Origin of the sequence: Chryseobacterium sp. Y16C (assembly GCF_022488405.1) — a bacterium.
GTDB classification, from domain to species: domain Bacteria; phylum Bacteroidota; class Bacteroidia; order Flavobacteriales; family Weeksellaceae; genus Chryseobacterium; species Chryseobacterium geocarposphaerae.
On record NZ_CP092711.1, the window covers coordinates 1416256 to 1437416 of the forward strand.

The 21161-nt window shown below is 36.4% G+C and carries 21 protein-coding genes; 2 read left to right on the plus strand and 19 right to left on the minus strand.

Annotated elements, in window-relative coordinates; translation table 11 throughout:
• Positions 1–8 precede the first annotated feature (8 nt).
• From MKS83_RS06225 to nrdD, 9 genes are all read right to left on the minus strand, one after another.
• Positions 9–611 carry a molybdopterin-dependent oxidoreductase gene (locus MKS83_RS06225; protein WP_240582429.1) on the minus strand — a complete coding sequence of 201 codons (603 nt, stop codon included), beginning with the start codon at positions 609–611 and terminating at the stop codon, positions 9–11.
• Positions 612–693: 82 nt separating this feature from the next.
• Positions 694–1692, minus strand: coding sequence for a GTP 3',8-cyclase MoaA (moaA, locus tag MKS83_RS06230; protein ID WP_240582430.1), 999 nt, complete (start codon positions 1690–1692; stop codon positions 694–696).
• Positions 1676–1957, minus strand: coding sequence for a DUF6755 family protein (locus tag MKS83_RS06235; RefSeq protein ID WP_042721864.1), 282 nt, complete (start codon positions 1955–1957; stop codon positions 1676–1678). The genes moaA and MKS83_RS06235 overlap by 17 nt, the downstream gene beginning before the upstream one ends.
• Positions 1958–1980: 23 nt before the next feature.
• A complete protein-coding gene (locus tag MKS83_RS06240) occupies positions 1981–2502 on the minus strand; it encodes a ubiquinol-cytochrome c reductase iron-sulfur subunit (protein WP_240582431.1) in 522 nt (173 codons plus the stop codon).
• 10 nt (positions 2503–2512) lie between these two features.
• Positions 2513–3088, minus strand: coding sequence for a 4Fe-4S dicluster domain-containing protein (locus MKS83_RS06245; protein ID WP_042721862.1), 576 nt, complete (start codon positions 3086–3088; stop codon positions 2513–2515).
• A 14-nt stretch (positions 3089–3102) separates the two neighbouring features.
• A complete protein-coding gene (locus MKS83_RS06250) occupies positions 3103–5334 on the minus strand; it encodes a molybdopterin oxidoreductase family protein (RefSeq protein WP_240582432.1) in 2232 nt (743 codons plus the stop codon).
• An 11-nt stretch (positions 5335–5345) separates the two neighbouring features.
• Entirely contained in the window at positions 5346–6401 is a 1056-nt protein-coding gene (locus tag MKS83_RS06255) for a hypothetical protein (protein ID WP_042721860.1), read from the minus strand.
• A gap of 246 nt (positions 6402–6647) precedes the next feature.
• Positions 6648–7118, minus strand: a complete 471-nt coding sequence (nrdG, locus tag MKS83_RS06260; RefSeq protein WP_042721859.1) for an anaerobic ribonucleoside-triphosphate reductase activating protein — start codon at positions 7116–7118, stop codon at positions 6648–6650.
• Positions 7105–8898 carry an anaerobic ribonucleoside-triphosphate reductase gene (nrdD, locus tag MKS83_RS06265; RefSeq protein ID WP_120232205.1) on the minus strand — a complete coding sequence of 598 codons (1794 nt, stop codon included), beginning with the start codon at positions 8896–8898 and terminating at the stop codon, positions 7105–7107. Before nrdD ends, nrdG begins: the two co-directional genes overlap by 14 nt.
• A 392-nt stretch (positions 8899–9290) precedes the next feature.
• Between nrdD and MKS83_RS06270 the strand changes: the two genes are divergently transcribed.
• Positions 9291–10376, plus strand: a complete 1086-nt coding sequence (locus tag MKS83_RS06270; protein ID WP_240582433.1) for an NADH:flavin oxidoreductase — start codon at positions 9291–9293, stop codon at positions 10374–10376.
• A gap of 368 nt (positions 10377–10744) precedes the next feature.
• Here the strand turns inward: MKS83_RS06270 and MKS83_RS06275 are convergent, their stop codons facing one another.
• The 8 genes from MKS83_RS06275 to pckA all read right to left on the minus strand — a co-directional run bounded on the left by MKS83_RS06275 (position 10745) and on the right by pckA (position 18516).
• A complete protein-coding gene (locus MKS83_RS06275) occupies positions 10745–11185 on the minus strand; it encodes a Rid family detoxifying hydrolase (RefSeq protein ID WP_120231278.1) in 441 nt (146 codons plus the stop codon).
• Positions 11186–11248: 63 nt separating this feature from the next.
• The gene (locus MKS83_RS06280) at positions 11249–12157 is read right to left on the minus strand and encodes an alpha/beta fold hydrolase (protein WP_120231279.1); all 909 of its coding nucleotides are present in this window, start codon (positions 12155–12157) and stop codon (positions 11249–11251) included.
• 116 nt (positions 12158–12273) lie between these two features.
• Positions 12274–13095, minus strand: a complete 822-nt coding sequence (locus tag MKS83_RS06285; protein WP_240582434.1) for an alpha/beta fold hydrolase — start codon at positions 13093–13095, stop codon at positions 12274–12276.
• Positions 13096–13306: 211 nt separating this feature from the next.
• The gene (locus tag MKS83_RS06290) at positions 13307–14134 is read right to left on the minus strand and encodes a helix-turn-helix domain-containing protein (RefSeq protein WP_120231280.1); all 828 of its coding nucleotides are present in this window, start codon (positions 14132–14134) and stop codon (positions 13307–13309) included.
• Between the two features lie 579 nt (positions 14135–14713).
• Positions 14714–15283, minus strand: coding sequence for a class I SAM-dependent methyltransferase (locus MKS83_RS06295; RefSeq protein ID WP_231128661.1), 570 nt, complete (start codon positions 15281–15283; stop codon positions 14714–14716).
• 133 nt (positions 15284–15416) lie between these two features.
• Entirely contained in the window at positions 15417–16517 is a 1101-nt protein-coding gene (gcvT, locus tag MKS83_RS06300; protein ID WP_240582435.1) for a glycine cleavage system aminomethyltransferase GcvT, read from the minus strand.
• Between the two features lie 4 nt (positions 16518–16521).
• A complete protein-coding gene (gcvH, locus tag MKS83_RS06305; RefSeq protein ID WP_153394596.1) occupies positions 16522–16902 on the minus strand; it encodes a glycine cleavage system protein GcvH in 381 nt (126 codons plus the stop codon).
• Positions 16903–16920: 18 nt separating this feature from the next.
• Positions 16921–18516, minus strand: coding sequence for a phosphoenolpyruvate carboxykinase (ATP) (pckA, locus tag MKS83_RS06310; RefSeq protein WP_240582436.1), 1596 nt, complete (start codon positions 18514–18516; stop codon positions 16921–16923).
• Between the two features lie 161 nt (positions 18517–18677).
• Between pckA and MKS83_RS06315 the strand changes: the two genes are divergently transcribed.
• On the plus strand, positions 18678–19256 hold the full coding sequence (locus MKS83_RS06315; RefSeq protein WP_153394600.1) for a hypothetical protein: 579 nt from the start codon (positions 18678–18680) through the stop codon (positions 19254–19256).
• Positions 19257–19273: 17 nt separating this feature from the next.
• Here the strand turns inward: MKS83_RS06315 and MKS83_RS06320 are convergent, their stop codons facing one another.
• Both MKS83_RS06320 and MKS83_RS06325 read right to left on the minus strand, forming a co-directional pair.
• Positions 19274–19993 carry a YoaK family protein gene (locus MKS83_RS06320; RefSeq protein WP_240582437.1) on the minus strand — a complete coding sequence of 240 codons (720 nt, stop codon included), beginning with the start codon at positions 19991–19993 and terminating at the stop codon, positions 19274–19276.
• Between the two features lie 80 nt (positions 19994–20073).
• Positions 20074–21111, minus strand: coding sequence for a PLP-dependent cysteine synthase family protein (locus MKS83_RS06325; protein ID WP_240582438.1), 1038 nt, complete (start codon positions 21109–21111; stop codon positions 20074–20076).
• Positions 21112–21161 lie beyond the last annotated feature (50 nt).

Sequence of the window (21161 nt, forward strand, 5' to 3'; positions counted from 1 at the left end):
ATGCCTTGCTATTGCACTCTTGTTACTTCTATGTTTTTCAGCCATTTTACGTGACGAGGACCCGTTTTGGTATCAGACAGACTCACGAGGATCATTTCGCCTTTTTCTTTCAGGGGGTTTCCGTTCTGTTCAAATACTACATACACTTTATCTCCAGTAGGGTTATTGAACAATTCTGCCCATGAAAAGGTAGCTTTGTAATCATCTGAAGCTCTTGCAACAATGTAGAAATTCCTGTCTGTGTGATCCTTCTGTGCAATTTTTGCCTTTTCCACAATTTCTGTAAGCAGAACACCTTTAGTAGATTCTATATGACTTTTGGATATCCCCGACTGACAGACAATATCAAAATCTTTAATTTTCTTTACATTCATTTTTTTCAAAGAATCTACAGTGAGTGTCAAGGGCTTAACGACATCTCCCATTACGGTTATCTCTTTGTTTACATAGATCCAGTCATCATCATCGTGCTTATGATTTTCTTTTTCCGAAATGTTTTCTGAAATATGAGCCATACTTTGCACTTCAGGTTTTGCTGCTTCAGATTTACTGCATTGCAACATTGGGTAGGTCATCGCTACCACCCAAATGAATTTTAAAAATTTTCTCACGGTTTGATTTATTAGTGTTTAAAATGATTACAGTTTTTTAGTTATTATTAATTTTTGTTTTTATTTTTTTCCAAATATAAAACTACCCGCCGATTTTTATCATACTCCGATTAACAATTGATTGATTTTTTACACTTCCCATTTCAGAAAACTGTCCACCTTTCTCTTTATGCTTTCTGGTGATGCCTAATTGAATCAGTTCCAGAAGGTCTTCTTCGTTTCTGAAAGCCTTCAGCAAATCAAATTCATCCGCTCCGAAAAGACAGTTTTTCATTTTCCCATCTGAAGTGATCCTGATTCGGTTACAGTCAGCACAGAAAGCATTGCTCATGGTAGAGATCAGTCCGAAAACTCCTTTGCTTTCTTCACTAATCCGATATTTTCTGGATGTATCATTTTTCTGATCCGTTATTTTTTCAAACGTAAAGTGCTGTGAAACCAAATCAAGCATTTCCGCGACCGGAATCACTTTTGCTTTTTCCCAAGAATTTCCGGTGAATGGCATAAATTCTATAAACCTCAACTCTATCGGATAATGATGGGATAAGGCAATGAATTCCGGGATCTCATCATCATTGAAACCCCGCATTACCACCATATTCAGTTTTACATTAAACCCTCTTCTGATGCTTTCTTTGATATTGTCCCAAACGGGTTGAAACAGGTCTCTTTTGGTAATGTATTTAAACTTTTCGCGATCCAGAGAATCAATACTGATATTGAGATTTTTAACGTTACATTCTTCCAGCGCATCAAAATACTTATGAAGCAAAACCCCATTGGTTGTAACTCCTGTATTGACATTTAACTTGGAAATCTGTCGGATGATATTTTCAAAATCATGTCTTACCAAAGGTTCTCCCCCTGTGATTCTGATCTTGTTAATCCCATAATGATGAACAAAAACCCTTGCAATTTCGAAAATTTCGCGGCTGCTCATCAGTTCTACGGATGATGTACTTTTGAACGGTTCATCGGGCATACAGTATAGACATCTGAAATTACAGTTGTCCGTAATGGAAAGCCTCAAGTAATCGTGTTTTCTGCCAAAAGAATCAAGCAAATCAATAGGCATTGTCATTCTCCTCTTCTGATTTTTTAATCTGTCCTGTAGGAATATCCGGTACATATCTCAAAAAGAAAAGTGTACACAGAAATATAATCACTGATCCAATTGCCGAATAGGCTGCAAAGTCCAGGTTTTCTTTATCCAAAGCCTTGTTGATCGTTCCAAACAAAAGCCACATTTGCAGACTTACCAGCAGAATATAGACGCTGATAATGGCAACAAGCATTTCATTGATTCTGAATGTTACTTTTTTAATAGGTTTCTTTCGTACTGACATCTCGGTAATTTTTTGTGTTGAACTTATCCGTGGCTTTCTTCGGTTTCTTTTTCAAAATCCGTCACATATATTTTATCCTCTTTGATCACGACCTTTAACTGCGGAAGCGGTCTCGGTGGCGGTCCCTGAATAACAGATCCGTCATCCGGATTGAAAAACCCGTGGTGACAAGGGCATTCGATCAGCTGTTCATTATGATTGTATAGCACAGAACATGACAAATGGGTACATTTTTGTTCAAAAACTTTCCATGTATCTTCTGCGAGACGGATAAGCATATAGGGATTACGATGATCTTCATTGATATAGAACGTTCTCATTCCTCCCACCTGTAGATCGGTCGTTAATCCTATAAAATAGGGTTTTATTTCTTTCTCTTTTCTGAAAAAATTAAACAATGGAACGGCTACATTGGCAAATGCCAAAGTGCCTGAGAAAAAAGTGATCAGTTTGATGAATTCTTTTCTGGAAACATATGCTGCCTCACGTTTTTTAATAGGAAAATCGGCTTTCCAGGTGGGGATTTTTTTATGATTTTCTGACATGTTAGTATGATTAAAAAACTTTTAATTCTTCGCTGCCTTTCGGCATCATTATATTTACTTTTGTATTTACGACTTCTTTCCCGAAAATAAAGCGGTTCACAGGTGTGCTGTTCGGTCTTTTCTTCGCTACATTCTCTCTGGTATCAAAGGTTAAGGCCCCACTGGGACAAACTGTTGCACACATAGGTTTAAGACCCGTACTGGTCCTGTCGTAGCACATATTGCACTTCATCATTAGCATCGCACTTTGATCCGGAATCTGCGGAACTCCGAACGGACAACCAATAACACAATTCGCACATCCGATACATTTTGATGTATCTGCGGTATGCACAATACCATATTCATCTTTTGTAATAGCATCTGCGGGACATACATTCGCACAAATGGGATCTTCACAATGCATACACACCTGCACGGTGGTCTGAACAGTTTCTGCCCTGTCTACATAATGAATATGAATCATCGAGGTTTCTCCGTTAGTCTCACATTCTGCACAAGCCATCTCACACGAGTGACAGCCGATGCAGCGCTGCATATCAACGAAGAATTCCATATCATTAAATTTTTCAAACTGTTCCGCCATAATCTTTTTAAAATTTAATATTGAATATCTCTACTTTGGTTAGCCAATTCTTTTGAATTTTCTCCTTTTTTACGCCCTGTTTTCTCCAATTTGCAGGCACAAACTTTAAATTCCGGTATCTTTGAAACAGGATCTAAAGCATCAATGGTCAACTGATTGACAGAATTCACACCGCCCCAGTGATAGGGGATGAAAACAGTATCTTCCCTGATTGTTTCCACCACATTTGCAGGGAACAAGGCACTTCCTCTTCGGGTAGACACTTTGATCAGGTCATTTTCCTGAATGCCATATTGTGCAGCCAATTTAGGATGGATCTCAAGTAATGGTTCTGGATAAATATCTACCAGCTTTCCAATTCTTCTTGTCTGTGAACCACTTAAATACTGACTTACTACTCTTCCTGTTGTCAATACAATCGGATATTCTTCATCCGGCTCCTCCATTGGTTTTTTGTATGGAGTCGGATTAAAATGTGCTTTTTTATCATTTGTATTGAATTGTCTATCTTCCCAAAGTCTTGGAGTTCCGGGATGTTCTTCACTAGGGCAAGGCCAGAAAATCCCCAGATTTCTTTCTATTCTTCCATACGTGATTCCGTAATAGTCTGCCGCACTGCCTTTGGAAGCTCTTCTAAGTTCATTGAAGGTTTCTTCGCTGTTTTTATAGCTGAATTTATCGCCTTCACCTAATCTTCGTGCCAGTTCCATAATGATTTCGCTGTCACGCTTAGCTTTTCCCGGAGGAGCTACCACAGCTCTAATTCTAATCACTCTTCCTTCTGCCGATGTAGTGGTTCCTTCTTCTTCTTCCTGCAAGGAGCCTGCAAGAATTATATTGGCGTGACGTAAGGTTTCTGATAAAAAGAAATCGATTCCTGCATAGAATTCCAGTTTTTCCAGTGCTGCACGAACGTTATTGTTATTCGGTAAGGAAACCAATGGATTGAAACATATCGATAATAAACCTTTGATCTCTCCACGATTGATGGCTTCAATGATCTCATAAGCACTCAGGCCTTTTCCCGGCATATCTTCTTCTTTGATGCCCCAAATATCAGCAACAAATCTTCTGTGTTCTGGATTTTCAATGTCTCTGTTTCCGGGAAGCTGATCACATTTATGACCATGCTCTCTTCCGCCCTGCCCATTTCCCTGTCCTGTAATCGTTCCGTAACCGCAATACGGTTTCCCGATCCTTCCGGTTGCCAACACCAGATTGATACAGCTGGAAACATTCTGAACACCTTTAGAGTGATGTTCTATCCCACGGGCATGCATCAAAAAACTGGTTTTAGCTTTTCCCCACATTTCTGCAGCTTTGTAGATCAGTTCTGCAGGAACACCGGTTACTTCTTCTCCCCATTCCAGAGTACAGTCTTTCACGGCTTCGGCAGCTTCTTCAAATCCTGAAGTGTGATTATTGATAAAATCATGGTCGAGCCAATTGTTATCAATTAAAACTTTCAGCATAGTATTGGTAAGTGCTGAATCTGTTCCCGGTTTAATTGGCAAATGGATATCTGCAGTTCTTGCAATCGGGATCTGACGCGGATCTATCACTATTAATTTTGCTCCGTTATCGCGGGCTTCCCAGATTTTATGTGTTAAAACAGGAAAACATTCGCTTACATTGGCTCCAGTAATGATGATTACTTCTGCATGAGCCAGATCAGCCCAACTGTTGGAAGATCTATCCATCCCAAAAGCTTTTTTATTTCCTGCTCCGGCACTCACCATACAAAGGCGGCCATTATAGTCAAGGTTGGCAGTTTTCAGAGCGACACGGGCAAATTTCCCTATCATATAGCTTTTCTCGTTGGTAAGGGATACCCCGGAAAGCATAGCAAAAGAATTTTTTCCGTATTGTTCCTGGATTCTTCTAATCTCTTTCACCACTACGTCATACGCTTCATCCCATTCGATCGGAACAAAACCTTTTCCATCCACTCTTTTGTAAGGTGAAAGCAAACGATCGGGGTGATTGTCCTGCATATATCGCTGAACTCCTTTCGGACAAAGTCTTCCTTCATTGAACGGAAAATCATTCCAGGGTTCAAAGCCAACAACTTTTTTGTCTTTTACTTTTAGTTGAATTCCACACTGCAAACCGCAAAAACAACAATGCGTTTTTATCAATGCATCGGGATTTTGTGGATTTGATCGTACAGTTCCTTTGTTAGGATAGTGTTGATGTGGGCCAAATATATTGATGATCTCGTCAGCTGATACGGGTAATTTTGCCATTTTATTCTATTTTAACCAAAATATTTTCCTGATTCTTGTCTTGCTTTAAGGTGCGCTTTGGCTAGCATTGCTCTTTTTCCTTCGGGGCTGTAATCCAAATAGCTTTTGCCATCTTCGCGTACTAAATCAAAGCCCATTTTTTTTGTGATTTCCTTCAGGTCATCAATATGCATTTTTGTGGTGTATTCGTCGCCTGTATGCGGACAAACCTGCATTCCCCTTCGTTTTCCTTCAATTTTATAGATATTTGCTCCCACTTGTGCTGGTCGCTGAAAGATGTGAAAGAACTTTCCAAAAGGGATCCACATAAGGAACATAGCTACCGTAATGGCATGGGTAATAGCCATAAACTGACTCATTTTTCCTTCGAGATAGGTATAATCAAACCAAATTCCCAATCCTGTCACAGAAACAGCTACCAATAAGATCAAAGGAAGCCAGTCTCTTTCAAACCATTGGGTAGCGATAAGACCTTCATCTACGAATCTTCTGTGCATCATAATGAGACAACCCACGATAACCATGATCGAGGTCCAAACCAGAATATGGAAAAAGAAAACGGCTATGGCAGTATCGAGAGGAAATGTCATCACAATAAAGCCCATCATATGGGTTTCATACTGATCTATGGTTCCTGGTTTTAAGGTGAAGTGCAGCCATCCAAATGTAAGTCCGAATGTGACCATAAATGAGATGAGACATCCTGTAGCTAAAAGGAAATGTCCTAACCAACGCGTTTTACCTCTTGGAGCGATGAATTTCTGAAAAATGATGTTACGAACAGATAAACGGATCACTTCTTTTACATAAACCGGGTAATCTTTACTGAAAATAAATTCCCAGGTACGCTTCCAGTATTTCTGTGTTGCCGGACGCTGTTTCCATACCGAATGATGATAGACAACTCCGAAAGTCATGCTGATCGTTCCGAAGAAATAAATGATCAAAGCGGCATCAAAATTCTGTAGATTTACCGATCCTATTACCGTAACGGCAATGACCACTAATGTGGCAATGATGGCATTAATAAATGCTTTTTTATTGATCTTTGTGAAAATGCTGAACATCTGTATAAGTTTTTAATGGTCATTCACTTAGTTGCATGCAGAATTAATCTCTGTAACAAAGATACAGTAATCAGATATTAAAATAAGATAAAAATATCTTATTTTAATTCATTCAAAATAATTTTTGAAGAATACACACCGTATTCAACTGAAAATCAAATATTTAATACAAACATGATTTACATCATAGATCTAAAATCCAATCTAGATCCATAAAAAAGTACTGTAAAACAGTACTTTTTCGATTTATTTATTGTTAAGGAAATAGCCATTCAAAATCCTTCCCGTGGTGAGATCTTTTAATACCTGATTGGTGCTTATGCTGTTAAGTCCTCCCAAGTCTGCGATCCACTTCCCTGTTTTTAAGTAATCCAGATTTTCCAGTAAAATCGGATGTTTCCTTTTCATTTGTTTTTCGTTCAATCCGGTATAAAGACCGACTTTTAGCTTTTCTCTTTTTGTCATGGAAATCAGAGCAATGAGTTCAGAATCTGCCCATTCCCCTCCCATAAAAAGAACACAGGTAATCGTTTTTTTATATTTCGTGATTAAATTCCGAAAAATATCATGAGTAAGCTCTGTTCCGTTTTCAGGATTCCACAGATGTTCTGAATGGCAACCTTCACACGCTAATTGACAGCCTGTAATGGTAAGACATAGTGAAACCTCATCAGGAATTTCCTGCAGAACAATATCATAGCTATCATACTTCAGCATTCCCGTAATATCTTCTTTTTTCTTCTTTCTGGCGATCTTTAGAGAAGTTGGTGACTTTTTTCAGATAACCGATCACACGTGTAGCGTAATCAATATCATCAGACTGACATTCTGTACAGTGATCCATCGTTTTTTTGTTGATATAACCGCAACTATTGCAAACCGTCACTTTTATATTGAAGCAGAAATAATTACATCCTGTATACGCAGCCACATTCAATAGTTTTTTAAAACCTTCCTGGGTAGGATATTCTTCAAGATTGCAATGATAAGCAGAGCCTCCGTCAAGATACTGTATATACTCGTTTCCGTGAAGGAAGAATTTATCGATTAGGTTTTGGCTTTCATCTTCAACAATATAGAAGTAAGAATTGTAGCAGTCTCTCGGAACGTACAGCCAGTCTTCTTTATCCCATTTGGCATTTTTTACACCCAGGTTTTCGGCAGGAACAAATTCTGTATTGAACATATATCCATATTTTTCTTTGGCTTCTTTATTTTTCGTAAAAATCAGTTTAAGATTTTCATTGATGAAGTTTTTGTAGCGCTCATTATCTGAAATTTCAATGCCCAGAAATTCTGCAGCTTCCACCATTCCGTTGATCCCAATGGTAAGGAACTGTTTGTCAAGAGAAATGAAACCCGCATCGTATACCGGAAGCATTCCCGCATTCTTATAATCCTGAATAAGACTTCTGAAAGCCACTTGATATTTATGAATATTATCAATCATTGTCTCTAACGGAATTTCTTTCTGATAAAGACGATTCATATTGATGGTGATTACATTGATGCTTCCTGTAGATACTCCTCCTGCCCCCAAAGAATAGCTGAATGTATTGTCTGATATTTCGTTTCTCAGTCTGCAACAACTTGCCAGAGAATCAGCGTTTTCGGACTGATAAATGAAGAATGAATTTCCTTCGCTCAACTCTTTTGAACAGAAATCTGCAAAGGCCTCATCATAGACTTTTTTGTCCCTAGTGAGCATTGCTGCCGTAATTACAGGGAATGTGAGTACTGCTTTGCAACGTTCTTTATTGAACCATTGCATGAAAAATTGCTGAAGTCTGTCCAAAAAGAAATAATCAGGCTTGCTTCCATCAGGAAAAAAGAATGTTCCGAACATTGAATCGAAGTAAGGTCTGTCGTACAAGGAAATATTCCAGAAAACGGACTGGTAACCGCGGGCTGCAGCCGGCTGATTGATAGCGTATACAACGTGTTGAAGCTCATTTTCAATCATTTCGGCATGTGTTTGAATATAATTTTCACCAAAATCTTTTCTTGCAAAGTGATCGAAATACAGCAGAAATTCCACGGTCGCCACAGCACCTGCGAATTGTGAAGATACTGAAAAAAGAAAATTCACAAAGGAGCCACAGAAACTGCCCAAATGTTTGGGGGCTTTAGACTCGCCACCAAGCTTTGTCAATCCGTCCAAAAGCAACGGATACATGGATACACTTACACAGTATGGTTTTAGACTTGTTTCATCATGAACATAGATTTCATGTTCTTCCAACTGTCTTATATATTCTTTGGCAAGGCTTGCTCCAAAGAGTTCTTCTATCTTATTACCAATAAGATTGCGATTGATCTGGATGTTGATATCTTTGTTCAATTCTGCTTCCATGGTTGCAATATTTTTGGTGGAAACATTCGCGTTCGAGTCAAATATTGCTCCACTTGCGGCATTTTGAGATGCCAAATAGTTTTCAATGAAATTGCATTTGCTGGCCAACTGTTGTTCTGTAAGTCTTGTGAATTTGTTTTTCATAATATTCATTTAATAAGATATAAAGATGTTAATGTCTTTTATTTAGATAGAAGAAAGTTACATTGCCAAACAGGAAAATCCAGTACAAATGAAACAGGCTTCCAAAATATCTGCTGACAAAAATATAAAATAGTTTACATACTCTTTATAAACACAACTATTTTCATTAGATAATTTAGTAAAATTTGCATCCTTTAGATTCGATCTGTAGATATTATTATTAAAAGAATTTAATTTAAAGAATTTAATTTAAAGTATAACTAGTGTGTTAATAAACCAATCTTATAGAAACATCCATTACAACGTAAAAATAATCCATTTTTAAAGACCTTGTAAAGATCCAACTTTGTAACAGATAAAATTGATAAATAAAACCATAAAATTTATACAAAATGTCTGTTTCTGATTTATTTAAACCCCTCACTTTTCTGCACGGTTCGCCGATGAGAAACCGTTTTATGTTGGCTCCCCTGACCAGTCAGCAAAGTCATTTTGATGGTACAGCCTCCAAATACGACCAAATATGGATGGAACAATTGGCCAAGGGCGGCTACGGATTAATCCAAACCAGCGCATCTACAGTAGAAGCCGGAGCCATTGCATTTGAACGGCAGTTGGGAATTCACAGTGATAAACATTTACCTGGATTAACGAAAATGGCAACAGCTATTCGTGGAGGGGGAGCTTTATCGGCTGTACAGCTTCATCACGCTGGACACCGAGCCAAACCAGAGTTTGGAGGAATTCCGGCTCCTGCATCAAGCAAAACATTGAAAGATATTAAAGCAATCTCAACCGAAGACGTGGAAAAAATTCGTGACAGTTTTATTGAAGCGGCAAAAAGGGCGCAATTATCTGGTTTTGATGGCGTTTCTGTTCACGGTGCTTTTGGTTGGATTTTGTCTGAATTTCTCTCACCAAACCTGAATGACCGAACCGATAAATATGGAGGAAGTATAGAAAACCGGGCACGATTCACCATTGAAGTGATTGAAGGAATTCGCAAAGCTTGTGGAAATGATTTTCAGATTGGATGGCGCTTGTCGATTGAACGATACGGACTTCGTTTGGAAGAATTACGTGAAATTACCACCGAAATTTTTGATAAAGAATTGATTGATTATCTGGATTTGGCACTTTGGGATTCGGCTCAGCTTGTAAGGGAAGGAAGTTTTAAAGGCAAAACGATGTTGAGTGTTTTTACAGAGCTTCCAAGAAAAGGCGTTCGCCTGGGTGCAGCCGGAAAAATTATGAGCGCACAGCGGGCCGGAGAATTACTGGATGAAGGTTGTGATTTTGTGCTGATTGCCAGAGCTGGAATCCTTCAGAGGGATTTTCCGCTTCAGGTAAAAGCGAATCCGTTGTATGACAGTCCACAGTTGCCTGTAACAGCCGATTTTCTTCGTGAAGGCGGACTGAGTGAACGTTTTATTGAAACGATGCGAGGCTGGCAAACTTTTGTAAAACCCGGATCATAATAAATTTGAATTTTACTTTGAGCGAACTTTTTAACTAAAGTTCGCTTTTCTATGAATATTAAAGGACCAACTAAAAAAAATCTCCATTACAAAGTAGAAATGATCCATTCTTTAGCGTACTTTATTCCCACATCTTTGCAGTGTAAATTAAATTTTTATACAATGAAAAAGACAGCAATTATTATTCTTTCTGACCCAAAGTCTGGATCGGAAGAAGCTTTTATCAAAACCCACCTTTAAACAAGTAATTATCTTCTGATATGACGATATTATTTTTTTCCATTAACATCTTATTGTCGGGGGTTCACTAGTTATTTTATAACTATAAACATAATCTTAATATAAATCTCATAAATCTATCAAAACAATTAGTTTTTCTGAGTGGCAATGCATTCTATTTCGATGCTTGCATTTCTTGGTAATGACTTTATCTCAACTGTACTGCGTGCCGGAAAGCGGTTTTTGAAATAATGATTATATATCTTATTTACTGTTTCAAACTGTTTCATATCAGTAATGAATATGGTGGTTTTGACAATATGATCAAAATCGGAATGATTGTCCTTGAGAATAGTTTTTAAGTTTTCAAAAATCTGTACTATTTGTTCTTCAAAACCTTCTTTTAAGCGGTTTGTTTTTGGATCTATTCCTATCTGGCCCGATACAAACACTAAATTTTCATAGCTGGTTGAATGGCTGTAGGGACCTATGGCTTTTGGTAAATCCGTATGTTTTACTGCTACAATCTGTTTATTTGTACTGCATGACAACAATGTCAGGGCTAAGAAAAGTAATATAAATCTGTGCATTTTAATTCATTTAATATTAAAAAAGAGGTTAGCTTTTTAGACTAACCTCATACTATAATTATCCTATTTTTTGATGAAGTTTAATAATTCGGTATTAAATTTATCCAACTCTTCGATGAACAAGGCATGACCGCTTTTTTCAAAAGGAACTAAAGTTGAGTTTTTAAGCAAAATATTCATTTGTTCCGCAAGATCATAAGAACAGATTTTATCTAACTTACCGTGTAAGATTAAAGTAGGAATTGTTATTTTCTTCAAATCATTACGCAAATCGCTATCTCTCAGAGTTTTTAATCCTTCAGCCATTGCATAAGGTGATGCCTGAGCCTGAATGCCTCCCAACCAAGCGCCATGACCTTGAGAAACGCTGGTCTCATTGGCTGGAAATATCTTACCGAATGTAGCAAATAATTCTGGACGGTTAGTGTTGTTCAGATTGATCAAACCATTAACATCTTCTTTAGTCCACAGGCCATAATTAAAGTCTGCACGTTTTGTCCAGATCGGTGCTGCCGCTCCAAATAATGCCATCTTGGAAACGTGGGCAGCATTGTATTTGGCCACATAGTGAATCACTGTAGCGCCACCCATGGAAAATCCGCCGATAGTCGCATTTTTAATATTCAATTTGTCCAAAACAACCTTGATATCATCTGCAAATACATCATAATTATATTTGCCTCCCGGCTTATCAGATAACCCGAATCCTCTTAAGGTGATACCAATCACACGATATCCTTTTTGAATAAAATCGGCATACTGATATTCGTACATGGCATCACTCAAGGGCCATCCGTGGATCAAGACAATAGGTTCTCCCTCACCAAGGTCGGTCACATGTAGTTTCACATTTTTCTCTACTTCAATATATTCTTCTCTGCCATAAGATGCAGGCGTTCTCTTCGTTTGTGATAAAACTGTATTTGAAATTAATGTTGTAAATAATACGACTGCTAAAATTAAATTTTTCATGTTTCTTTAAATATTTATTATTGTTGTTATTTTGACACTACAAAGTTGCTCTTATTCCTCAGGCCTTCCAATGGACGGCTTTCGCTTTGAATTGTACTTTTTGCCTCTCTTGATTTCTATCCTTTTATAAATGATAGGATATCCTCGTTGATGACATCGGCATTAATAGTGGGCATTCCGTGGGAAAAGCCCGGATATATGATCAGCTTGCTGTTTTTCAAAAGCTCAGCGGCTTTAACAGCTGTGGTTGCATAAGGCACAATTTGATCATCGTCACCATGCAATACCAACACAGGTATTTCTACACTTTTTAGATCTTCAGTAAAATCGGTCTCCGAAAATACTTTGATACAATCATACTGCGCCTTGATACCACCCATCATTCCCTGTCTCCACCAGTTGTCCTGTATTCCTTTTTTAATAACCGCATCTTCCCTATTGTAACCATAGAACGGAACTGTAAGATCCTGGTAGAACTGTTGTCTGTTATGACGTGTATTATGGCGAATATCGTCAAAAACTGCAAGTGGCACCCCTTCCGGATTATTGGTATCAGCAATCATATAAGGTGTAATTGCGCTGATCAAAACCACTTTGGATACCCGGTCTTTTCCGTTTTGGGCGGCATACCTGATCGCCTCGCCACCACCTGTTGAATGCCCTACATGGATAACATCCCTTAGATCCAGGAACTCTACCAGTTCTGCAACATCAGCTGCATAAGTATCCATGTCATTTCCCTTATAGGTTTGAGTGGATCTTCCGTGACCTCTTCTATCATGGGAGATTACTCTAAATCCTTTTTCAAGGAAAAACATCATCTGAGCATCCCAGTCATCGGATGATAATGGCCATCCATGGTGAAAAAATATCGGCTGTCCTTCACCTAAATCTTTGAAATAAATTTCTGTTCCGTCTTTTACTGTAAACTTGTTCATGTCTTTATTATTTAATGTTGTTTTATTTTGACATTGCAAAGTTGGGGTAAATTCAGGGGCCTATCAATGGATGGTTTTCGCTTTGAATTGCACTTTTTCCCCCGACGAAGGTTATTTGGTGTTAGATAGCATTATCTACAGTTCGAAAGGGTATAATAATGCAAAAAGCACAACCCAACAGGTTGTGCTTTTTGCATTATTTGATAACGCTCTATTTAAACTGTTTTCTAAAGTTCGTTGGTGATATTCCGGTATGTTTTGTGAAAAAACGGACAAAGTACGCATCGTCCTCATAATTCAGGCTGTAGGCAACTTCTTTCACATTCATGGTGGTATGTGCTAAAAGGCGCTTGCTTTCCAGAATTATCCGGTTTTTTATAATATCATTTGGCGTTTCTTTACTGACCATGCTTATTTTTTTGCTGAGGTTCTTTGGTGTAATACAGAGCATGTCAGCATAGTCGGCCACAGTGTGATGCGTTTTAAAATGCTGTTCAACCAATTTGCTGAATTTCCGCAAAAACTGTACGTCAGCCTGTTGCACGCTGTCAGATAATTGGTGCTGTTGCTTCCAGATCCTTGTCGATTTTAATATAATCAGTTTTAACAATGTTCTCAGCATCTCTTCAGTACTAGAATCTTCGTTCCCCAGTTCGGACTGAATATCGCTTATGATCTTTTGGATCTCAACAGACTGCTCTTCGTTTAAACTGATAAAAGGAATCTCAAATACATTATTGTATAAAATACCATCGCAGGCAACTTCATGATCGTGAATTTCTACACAATAAAAATCTTTGTTAAAATGCATCAGCTGTCCACCTATAGTTTCACAGGGCTTTAAAATCACATGTGGATTAATAAACAATAAGGCATCGGTTTTCATGGCTATCTCCTGAAAGTCGACCTGGATGATTGCATTTTTTGGGATAAACAGGACTTTAATATGCTCGTGTATTTTATTCAGGGAATCGTTCTGAGCCGAGGTTTTGCTGAATTCCAGCTTACCAAATTTCTTATATGAAAATTCTTTTATCATTTAATGATTTAAAAGATTATTATGTAGATATCTTTAGTCAAAAACTCTGCTGTAAAAATAGATAATAAAATATCAAAAATGCGATAGTATTTCGTGTTTACTCAACAATGCAAGATGTTTTAGTTTACATCCAGCCAATTAATGGACATTAAATAGATTATTTCACTGTAACATTGCTCATTTACACACCATTGACCAGATACTATTACCTTTTGCATACAAGTAATGGTTTATCTTTTTTTACAATATAGGTAGCAAGTTCGGAAGCTCTAACCTTGCCAATATTTTTTGCGAAATGATTTTTTCGTGTCGGAACGAAAAGTACTTCATCTACTGTCAGGATAATAGTTTTTTTGCCTTCCAACTGATATATTTAAATATAGCTTCTAGCACTTATACGAAGGAATATAATACCGTAACTATACAAACTGGAAAAAGTATTACTGCAAAAGATTACAGTAATACTAAAAAAAATACATAATATTCAGACCTATGTATTCTGCCGGCAAATAAGATTTCTCAATATTGCCATTTTATTTTTCTTTGATACACTAAATATTGTTCAGGAGTATTTCATTTTTACATTACTTTTTCCCAAAAATTCAATAATTTATCACAGGCGGTATCGATTAAATTAAAGCTATTGGGAATTTCATCCCACTTACTCCAATAGGTAACCAACCGAGTTCCTATGGGTGTTGCATCAAGCTGTTCTCTCACATATGCTGAATAATCGTAGTATAAATCTCTATCATGAATAATTGTATCATCAATTGAGCATGACGTATCTATATTTTCATAAAAAGAATTAAAAAAATAGAATGCTTCGTACTCTAAAAAGGAGATTTCTTTTATGTTTAAATTAATAAAATCAACATTAGATATATTATGTTTATCGGCTATTTTTTTTGATATTTTAGTTAGGGATGCCCTTTGTTCAACTCCGTAGAATATCCCATCTGTAGAAGCTGCCCCTACGAGACAAAATTTACCTGCTCCGGATCCTATATCCAAAACTTTTCTATCGGTATCATCAACTAAGTATTTAGCAGCCATCTTAGCAACATCAACAGGAGTCCAATGACGTTGTGACAAAGCTTTTATATGTTCTGGATAGATCTCATTAAAAGTATTATCATCAATATCCATATTTAATTTAAGGTATTCAAAAATCATCCTATCATTTCGTTATACTCTTCACAGGTTAAGAATTTATTTTTACCAATCACGGGTAAATAAAACAAAATCCAACAATTAAAAAAATTGATACAATCGGATTAAGCTATTTTACATTAATAAAAGGAAGAGCCACTATTATTGCTTTAGTCGGTTTATTTCTAATATTAATAAAAATTTCATTTCCTGCAGCTGAATTTTCAACGGAGATGTATCCCATCCCAATTGCTTTCTTAAGGGTTGGTGACATTGTTCCGGAAGTAACTGTTCCTATGATCTCATGGCTCTCATTCCAAATTTCGTAGCCATGACGAGGAATTCCTTTATCAGCCATTTCAAACCCTACCAACTTTTTGGATACTCCTTTTTCTTTTTGGATTTTTAAAAATCCACTATGAACAAAGTCTTTATTAAATTTAGTAATCCAGCCTAGTCCAGCTTCTAAAGGAGAAGTATAATCATCAATATCATTCCCATACAAACAGTAGCCCATTTCCAAACGTAATGTATCTCTGGCTCCTAAACCTATAGGTTCTATTCCTTCTTCTTTTCCAGCTTCAAAAAGAGCTCCCCATACATGGGCAGCATATTTATTTTCCATGTATATTTCAAATCCTCCTGACCCTGTATATCCTGTGGAAGATACTAAAGCATTAGGAACACGAGCCAGTTCACCGATGGTAAAGGTATAATATTCCATGTCTTTTAAACTGATATCTGTCAATTTTTGTAAAACCTTCTCTGCTTTTGGTCCCTGAACCGCCAATAATGAAATAGAATCTGAAATATTGCTAACTTGTGCATCAAAGGAATTCTGTCCATGAATCCAGTTCAGGTCTTTTTTTATATTTGATGCATTAACGACCAATAAGTAGTCATTCTTACTGATCATATATACTAAAAGATCATCAATTATTCCTCCGGTATCATTAGGCATACAACTGTACTGTACTTTTCCCGGAAAAAGTTTTGCTGCATCATTGGAAGTAATTTTCTGGATTAATGACAAGGCTTCTTTTCCCTGTATCAGAATTTCCCCCATATGAGAGACATCAAATACTCCCACATTATTTCTTACAATTTCATGTTCATGGTTTATACCCCTGTATTGAACAGGCATTTCATAGCCTGCAAAATCGACCATTTTTGCTCCAAGCAGATGATGCGTTGCATTAAATGCTGTTTTCTTAATTTTTACTGTTTCCATCCTGTTATAAACCAATTAAGGAAACATATGATTCAGCTTTCAAGAGTCCCTCTGAATCAGACATATTATTAATCTTTATTTTAATCATCCATCCCTCTCCATAAGGGTCAGAATTTACAAATTCAGGATTTGATTCCAATTTCGGATTGATTTCTAGTACTTCACCTGCGAGCGGCAAAAAAAGATCTGATACTGTTTTCACTGCTTCAACTGTCCCAAATATAGCATGTTGTTGTAAATTCTCTCCAAGAGTTTCAATTTCAACATATACAATATCCCCCAATTCACGTTGTGCAAAATCAGTTATTCCAATATATGCAATATCATTTTCTATTTTCACCCATTCATGGTCTTCAGTATACAAAAGGTTTTTAGGAATTTCCATTTCTATTTGCTCTTTATTTTAATTGATTTTTTTTTGAATAGGCCCCCCTTCTATAATTTTATTACTGGCAAAAGATTCAAACTCTTTAAAGTTCTCCGTAAATTGATTAGCTAGATGTAGGGCTTTTTTATCATATTGAGATGGGTCTGCCCAAGTATTTTTAGGATTCAGGATTTCAGAAGGAACACCTTCACACTGTACAGGCATTTGAAGACCAAAAACAGCATCACTTATAAAACTTACATTTTCGAATTTGTTTTCTAATGCAGCAGTAATCATAGCTCTCGTGTAAGACAGTTTTATACGTTCTCCTACTCCGTAAGAGCCTCCTGACCAACCTGTATTAATCAACCAAACGTTTACATTATTTTCATTCAGCTTTTTCCCTAAAAGTTCAGCGTATTTTGTAGGATGAAGGGGAAGAAAAGGTTTTCCGAAGCATGCTGAAAATGTGGTCTGTGGTTCAGTAATTCCATCTTCGGTTCCGGCTACTTTTGCCGTATATCCCGAAATAAAATGATACATCGCCTGCCGAGTTGTTAGTTTTGAAATCGGAGGCAGTACACCAAAAGCATCACAGGTCAAAAAGAAAATATTATTGGGAATACCTCCAACAGAAGGATGGATTGCATTATCAATAAAGTCGATCGGATAAGCAGCTCTGGTGTTTTCAGTGACAGAAGTATCATCATAATTAACAATGTCTGTTCCCTCAAAAAACCGTACATTTTCAAGCAAAGTACCTGGACGAATCGCAGCGAAAATCTGAGGTTCTTTCTCTTGACTTAAATTCACACATTTAGCATAACATCCCCCTTCAAAATTAAAAACATTGTCGTTATCCCATCCATGCTCATCATCTCCTATTAATTTTCTGGCCGGATCTGCTGAAAGTGTCGTTTTTCCTGTTCCGGAAAGTCCAAAAAACACAGAGGTATCTCCATCCTGGCCAACATTGGCTGAACAGTGCATTGATAAGACTTGTTTCTCATGTGGAAGAATATAATTCAATACCGTAAAAATGCCTTTTTTAATTTCACCGGTGTATGCACTTCCTCCGATAAGAATGATTTTTTTTGTGAAATTGATAATCGTAAAATTATGCTGACGGGTTTTATCAGTTTCAGGAACAGCTTTGAAACTTGGTACTGCAAGGATGAGCCATTCGTGTTTAAATACTTCAAGCTCTTTTTCATTAAGCCTTAAAAATAAGTTGTTGGCAAATAAGCTTTGCCATGGATTTTCAGTAATAACCCTGATATTTAAACGATATTCAGGTTTTGCACAAGCATAAACATCTTTAACATAAATTTCACTTTCTGAAAGATGAGCAACTACACGATTATATAATCGGTCGAAATCTTCAGGCAAAAACGGATGATTTACTTCTCCCCACCAAATCGAGTTTTGGGTATTTTCATCTAAGACTACATATTTATCTTTTGGGGAACGCCCCGTAAACTCACCAGTATCACAAGCCAGTGCCCCTGATTCTGTTGTAATACCCTGCCCTTTTCTTAAGGTTTGCGAAATTAACTGGGCTTCTGATAGATTCCAAAAGATCTCTTTTGAGTATAAAATTCCGATTTCCTTTAAACTTTCCAAATGATTCATTTCAAGATCACCTTTTTACTTTCAGGCAAAAGTAGTCTCTTTGTGAACAAAATTTAATGATCTACATCTTTCCAAAATTTGATTTAAGTCAAACTTTCAGATAATCAAAATAACGTACTTTAATAAGAATTTTTCACTAGATTAATCTCGAATTAAGATCAATGATACATATAAAAGAAGAACTTGCACAAACAGGATTCAGTATTAATCCGTTAAGCCATATTATTAAAAAGAAACAAGGAAAATCAGATTTTAATACATTAGAATATTTTTGTATTTTATTTGTACTTGATGACCTTACCATTACTATTGAAGATCAAACTTATTATGTAAAAGGAAACAGTGTTGTTTTTATGGGACCTCATAAGACGCTCTCATTTAATGATTATAAAAGACAAGAAATTTATATGGTTTCTTTTTCCTCTCTTTTTTATGAACATTATTCTAATAACCCTGTTTGTTTATATTCGATCTTATTTTTCAATTCAAGAAGCAATATTTTTATTTTCCCATATGCTCATGCACCCAAAAATATGATAAGATATTCATTGATAGACCGACTTTTCAATTTTCAAAGTAAAAATAAAAAACTCTTTATTTCTGCAGTTTATACAACAATTGAATCCTTAATTCTTGATGCATCATTAGCTCTCAATAATAGAATAAAAAATACAGCTGAAACCTCAGAAAACAGTACTGATATATTAACTTCTTTCAATATGAAAATTAGCCAAAACTAGCTTTCAAAGGAGCTCATTCATCTTAATTTTCTTTTTAGCACATAATATCTATATAATATTCTATCGTACCAGATGACGAAAAAAAGTACGCCTACAGAAAACAATAATGTTTTTAAACGAAAGGCTTCGTAAATAAAACCTCCTGTTACACCTCCTGAAAAGAAACATAGTACAATTACAATTTTTAACATAATACTTTTTTTTAGGTGGTTGTATACAATTCCCTTACGGTAAAAAAACAATTTCGACATTTCAATCCCTAAGTCAGTGAAAATACCTGTAAGATGTGTCGTTCTTACAACTGATTGAGATACTCTTGTAACTAAAGAATTCTGCAATCCCATTGCAAAAAGTAAAAGACAAGCAATTGTATTCGGACTGATTGCTATTTTTAAATCAGCTGATAGTCCAATGAAGCACAAAATAAAAATTTCTATCAGTAAAGGAATAAGATGAGATCGTATTTTTCTGAACCCGGATACAAATTCTACCAGAAGGCTCGAACAGAAAGCTCCTAGCAAAAAACATGCAATAAATAATAGGTAGACAACAGCTGCATAATAATCTTTCAGCACTACTTCTTCAGAAAAAAAAGCAAAATGCCCAGTAATATTCGTTGTTAATACTTTAATTGATAATACTCCAACAATATTAACTGTCCCTGCAACAAATGAAAGAAGTGATGCTAATTTAAGATTATGAAAATAAGTTCTGTTTTTTCCTCTATGTCTAAACATATCTACCCTAATTTTAACAGTTACAATAAATACTTCAATATCTGTTACAGGATTCTCTCAAAAAATCGTAAACTTTCCTTTTATTTAATGAATTCTATTTTCGATACTTCGTTATAATTATGAACACAGTTGTTGACGAATCCCTGTTCTGCCATCCATTTGTCGCTATACACTTTGGTAATGTATCTTGAACCATGATCAGGATATATTAAAACAACGATATCGTTTTCAGAAAACTCATGAGATTGTGCATATTGCATTAATGCCTGAGTAACTGCTCCTGTAGTATAACCTCCCATAATTGCCTCTTTTAAAGCTATTTCACGGGTTCTGTAAGCAGACATTTCATCGTTTACTCTTACAAATTCATCTATTTTATCAAAAAGCAGGGCAGAAGGGATTAAATTTTTTCCCATTCCTTCGATCTGATAAGGGTGAACATCTTCTTTATGAATCTCACCTGTCTCATGATAGCTTTTGAGAATAGAACCATCGGCATCAACACCGATCACCTTGATATCAGGGTTTTTCTCTTTCAAGAATTTTGCTGATCCCGATAAAGTTCCACCAGTTCCAGTGCAGGCAAAAAGGTGAGTGATCTTACCTCCTGTCTGCTCCCAAATTTCAGGTCCGGTAGTTTGGTAATGGGCATCAATATTTAGCTCATTAAAATACTGATTGATGTAAACTGAATTTGGTGTTTCTGAAGCGATTCTTTTAGCAACTTCATAATAAGATCTTGGATCATCTGCTGGAACATTAGCAGGACATATATAAACTGTAGCTCCAAGTGCTTTCAGATAAGCTATTTTTTCCGGCTTTGTCTTATCACTTACAGCAAGTATACATTTATATCCTTTAATGATGCAGACCATTGCAATAGAAAAACCTGTATTTCCGGAAGTAGTTTCTACAACTACAGAATCTTCTTTTAATAAGCCTTTTTTCTCAGCGTTTTCTATAATGTGAAGTGCAATTCTATCTTTAGTGGAATGTCCAGGATTATATGATTCTAACTTGGCATAAACGGTTGCAGGAATATCTTTTGTAACAGTATTAAGCTTCACCATAGGAGTGTTTCCTATTAGGCCAAGGATATTATCGTAAACATTACTCATTATTTGTTATTTTCAATAAAAAACAACTGGATAAATAAAAGATTAAAAAA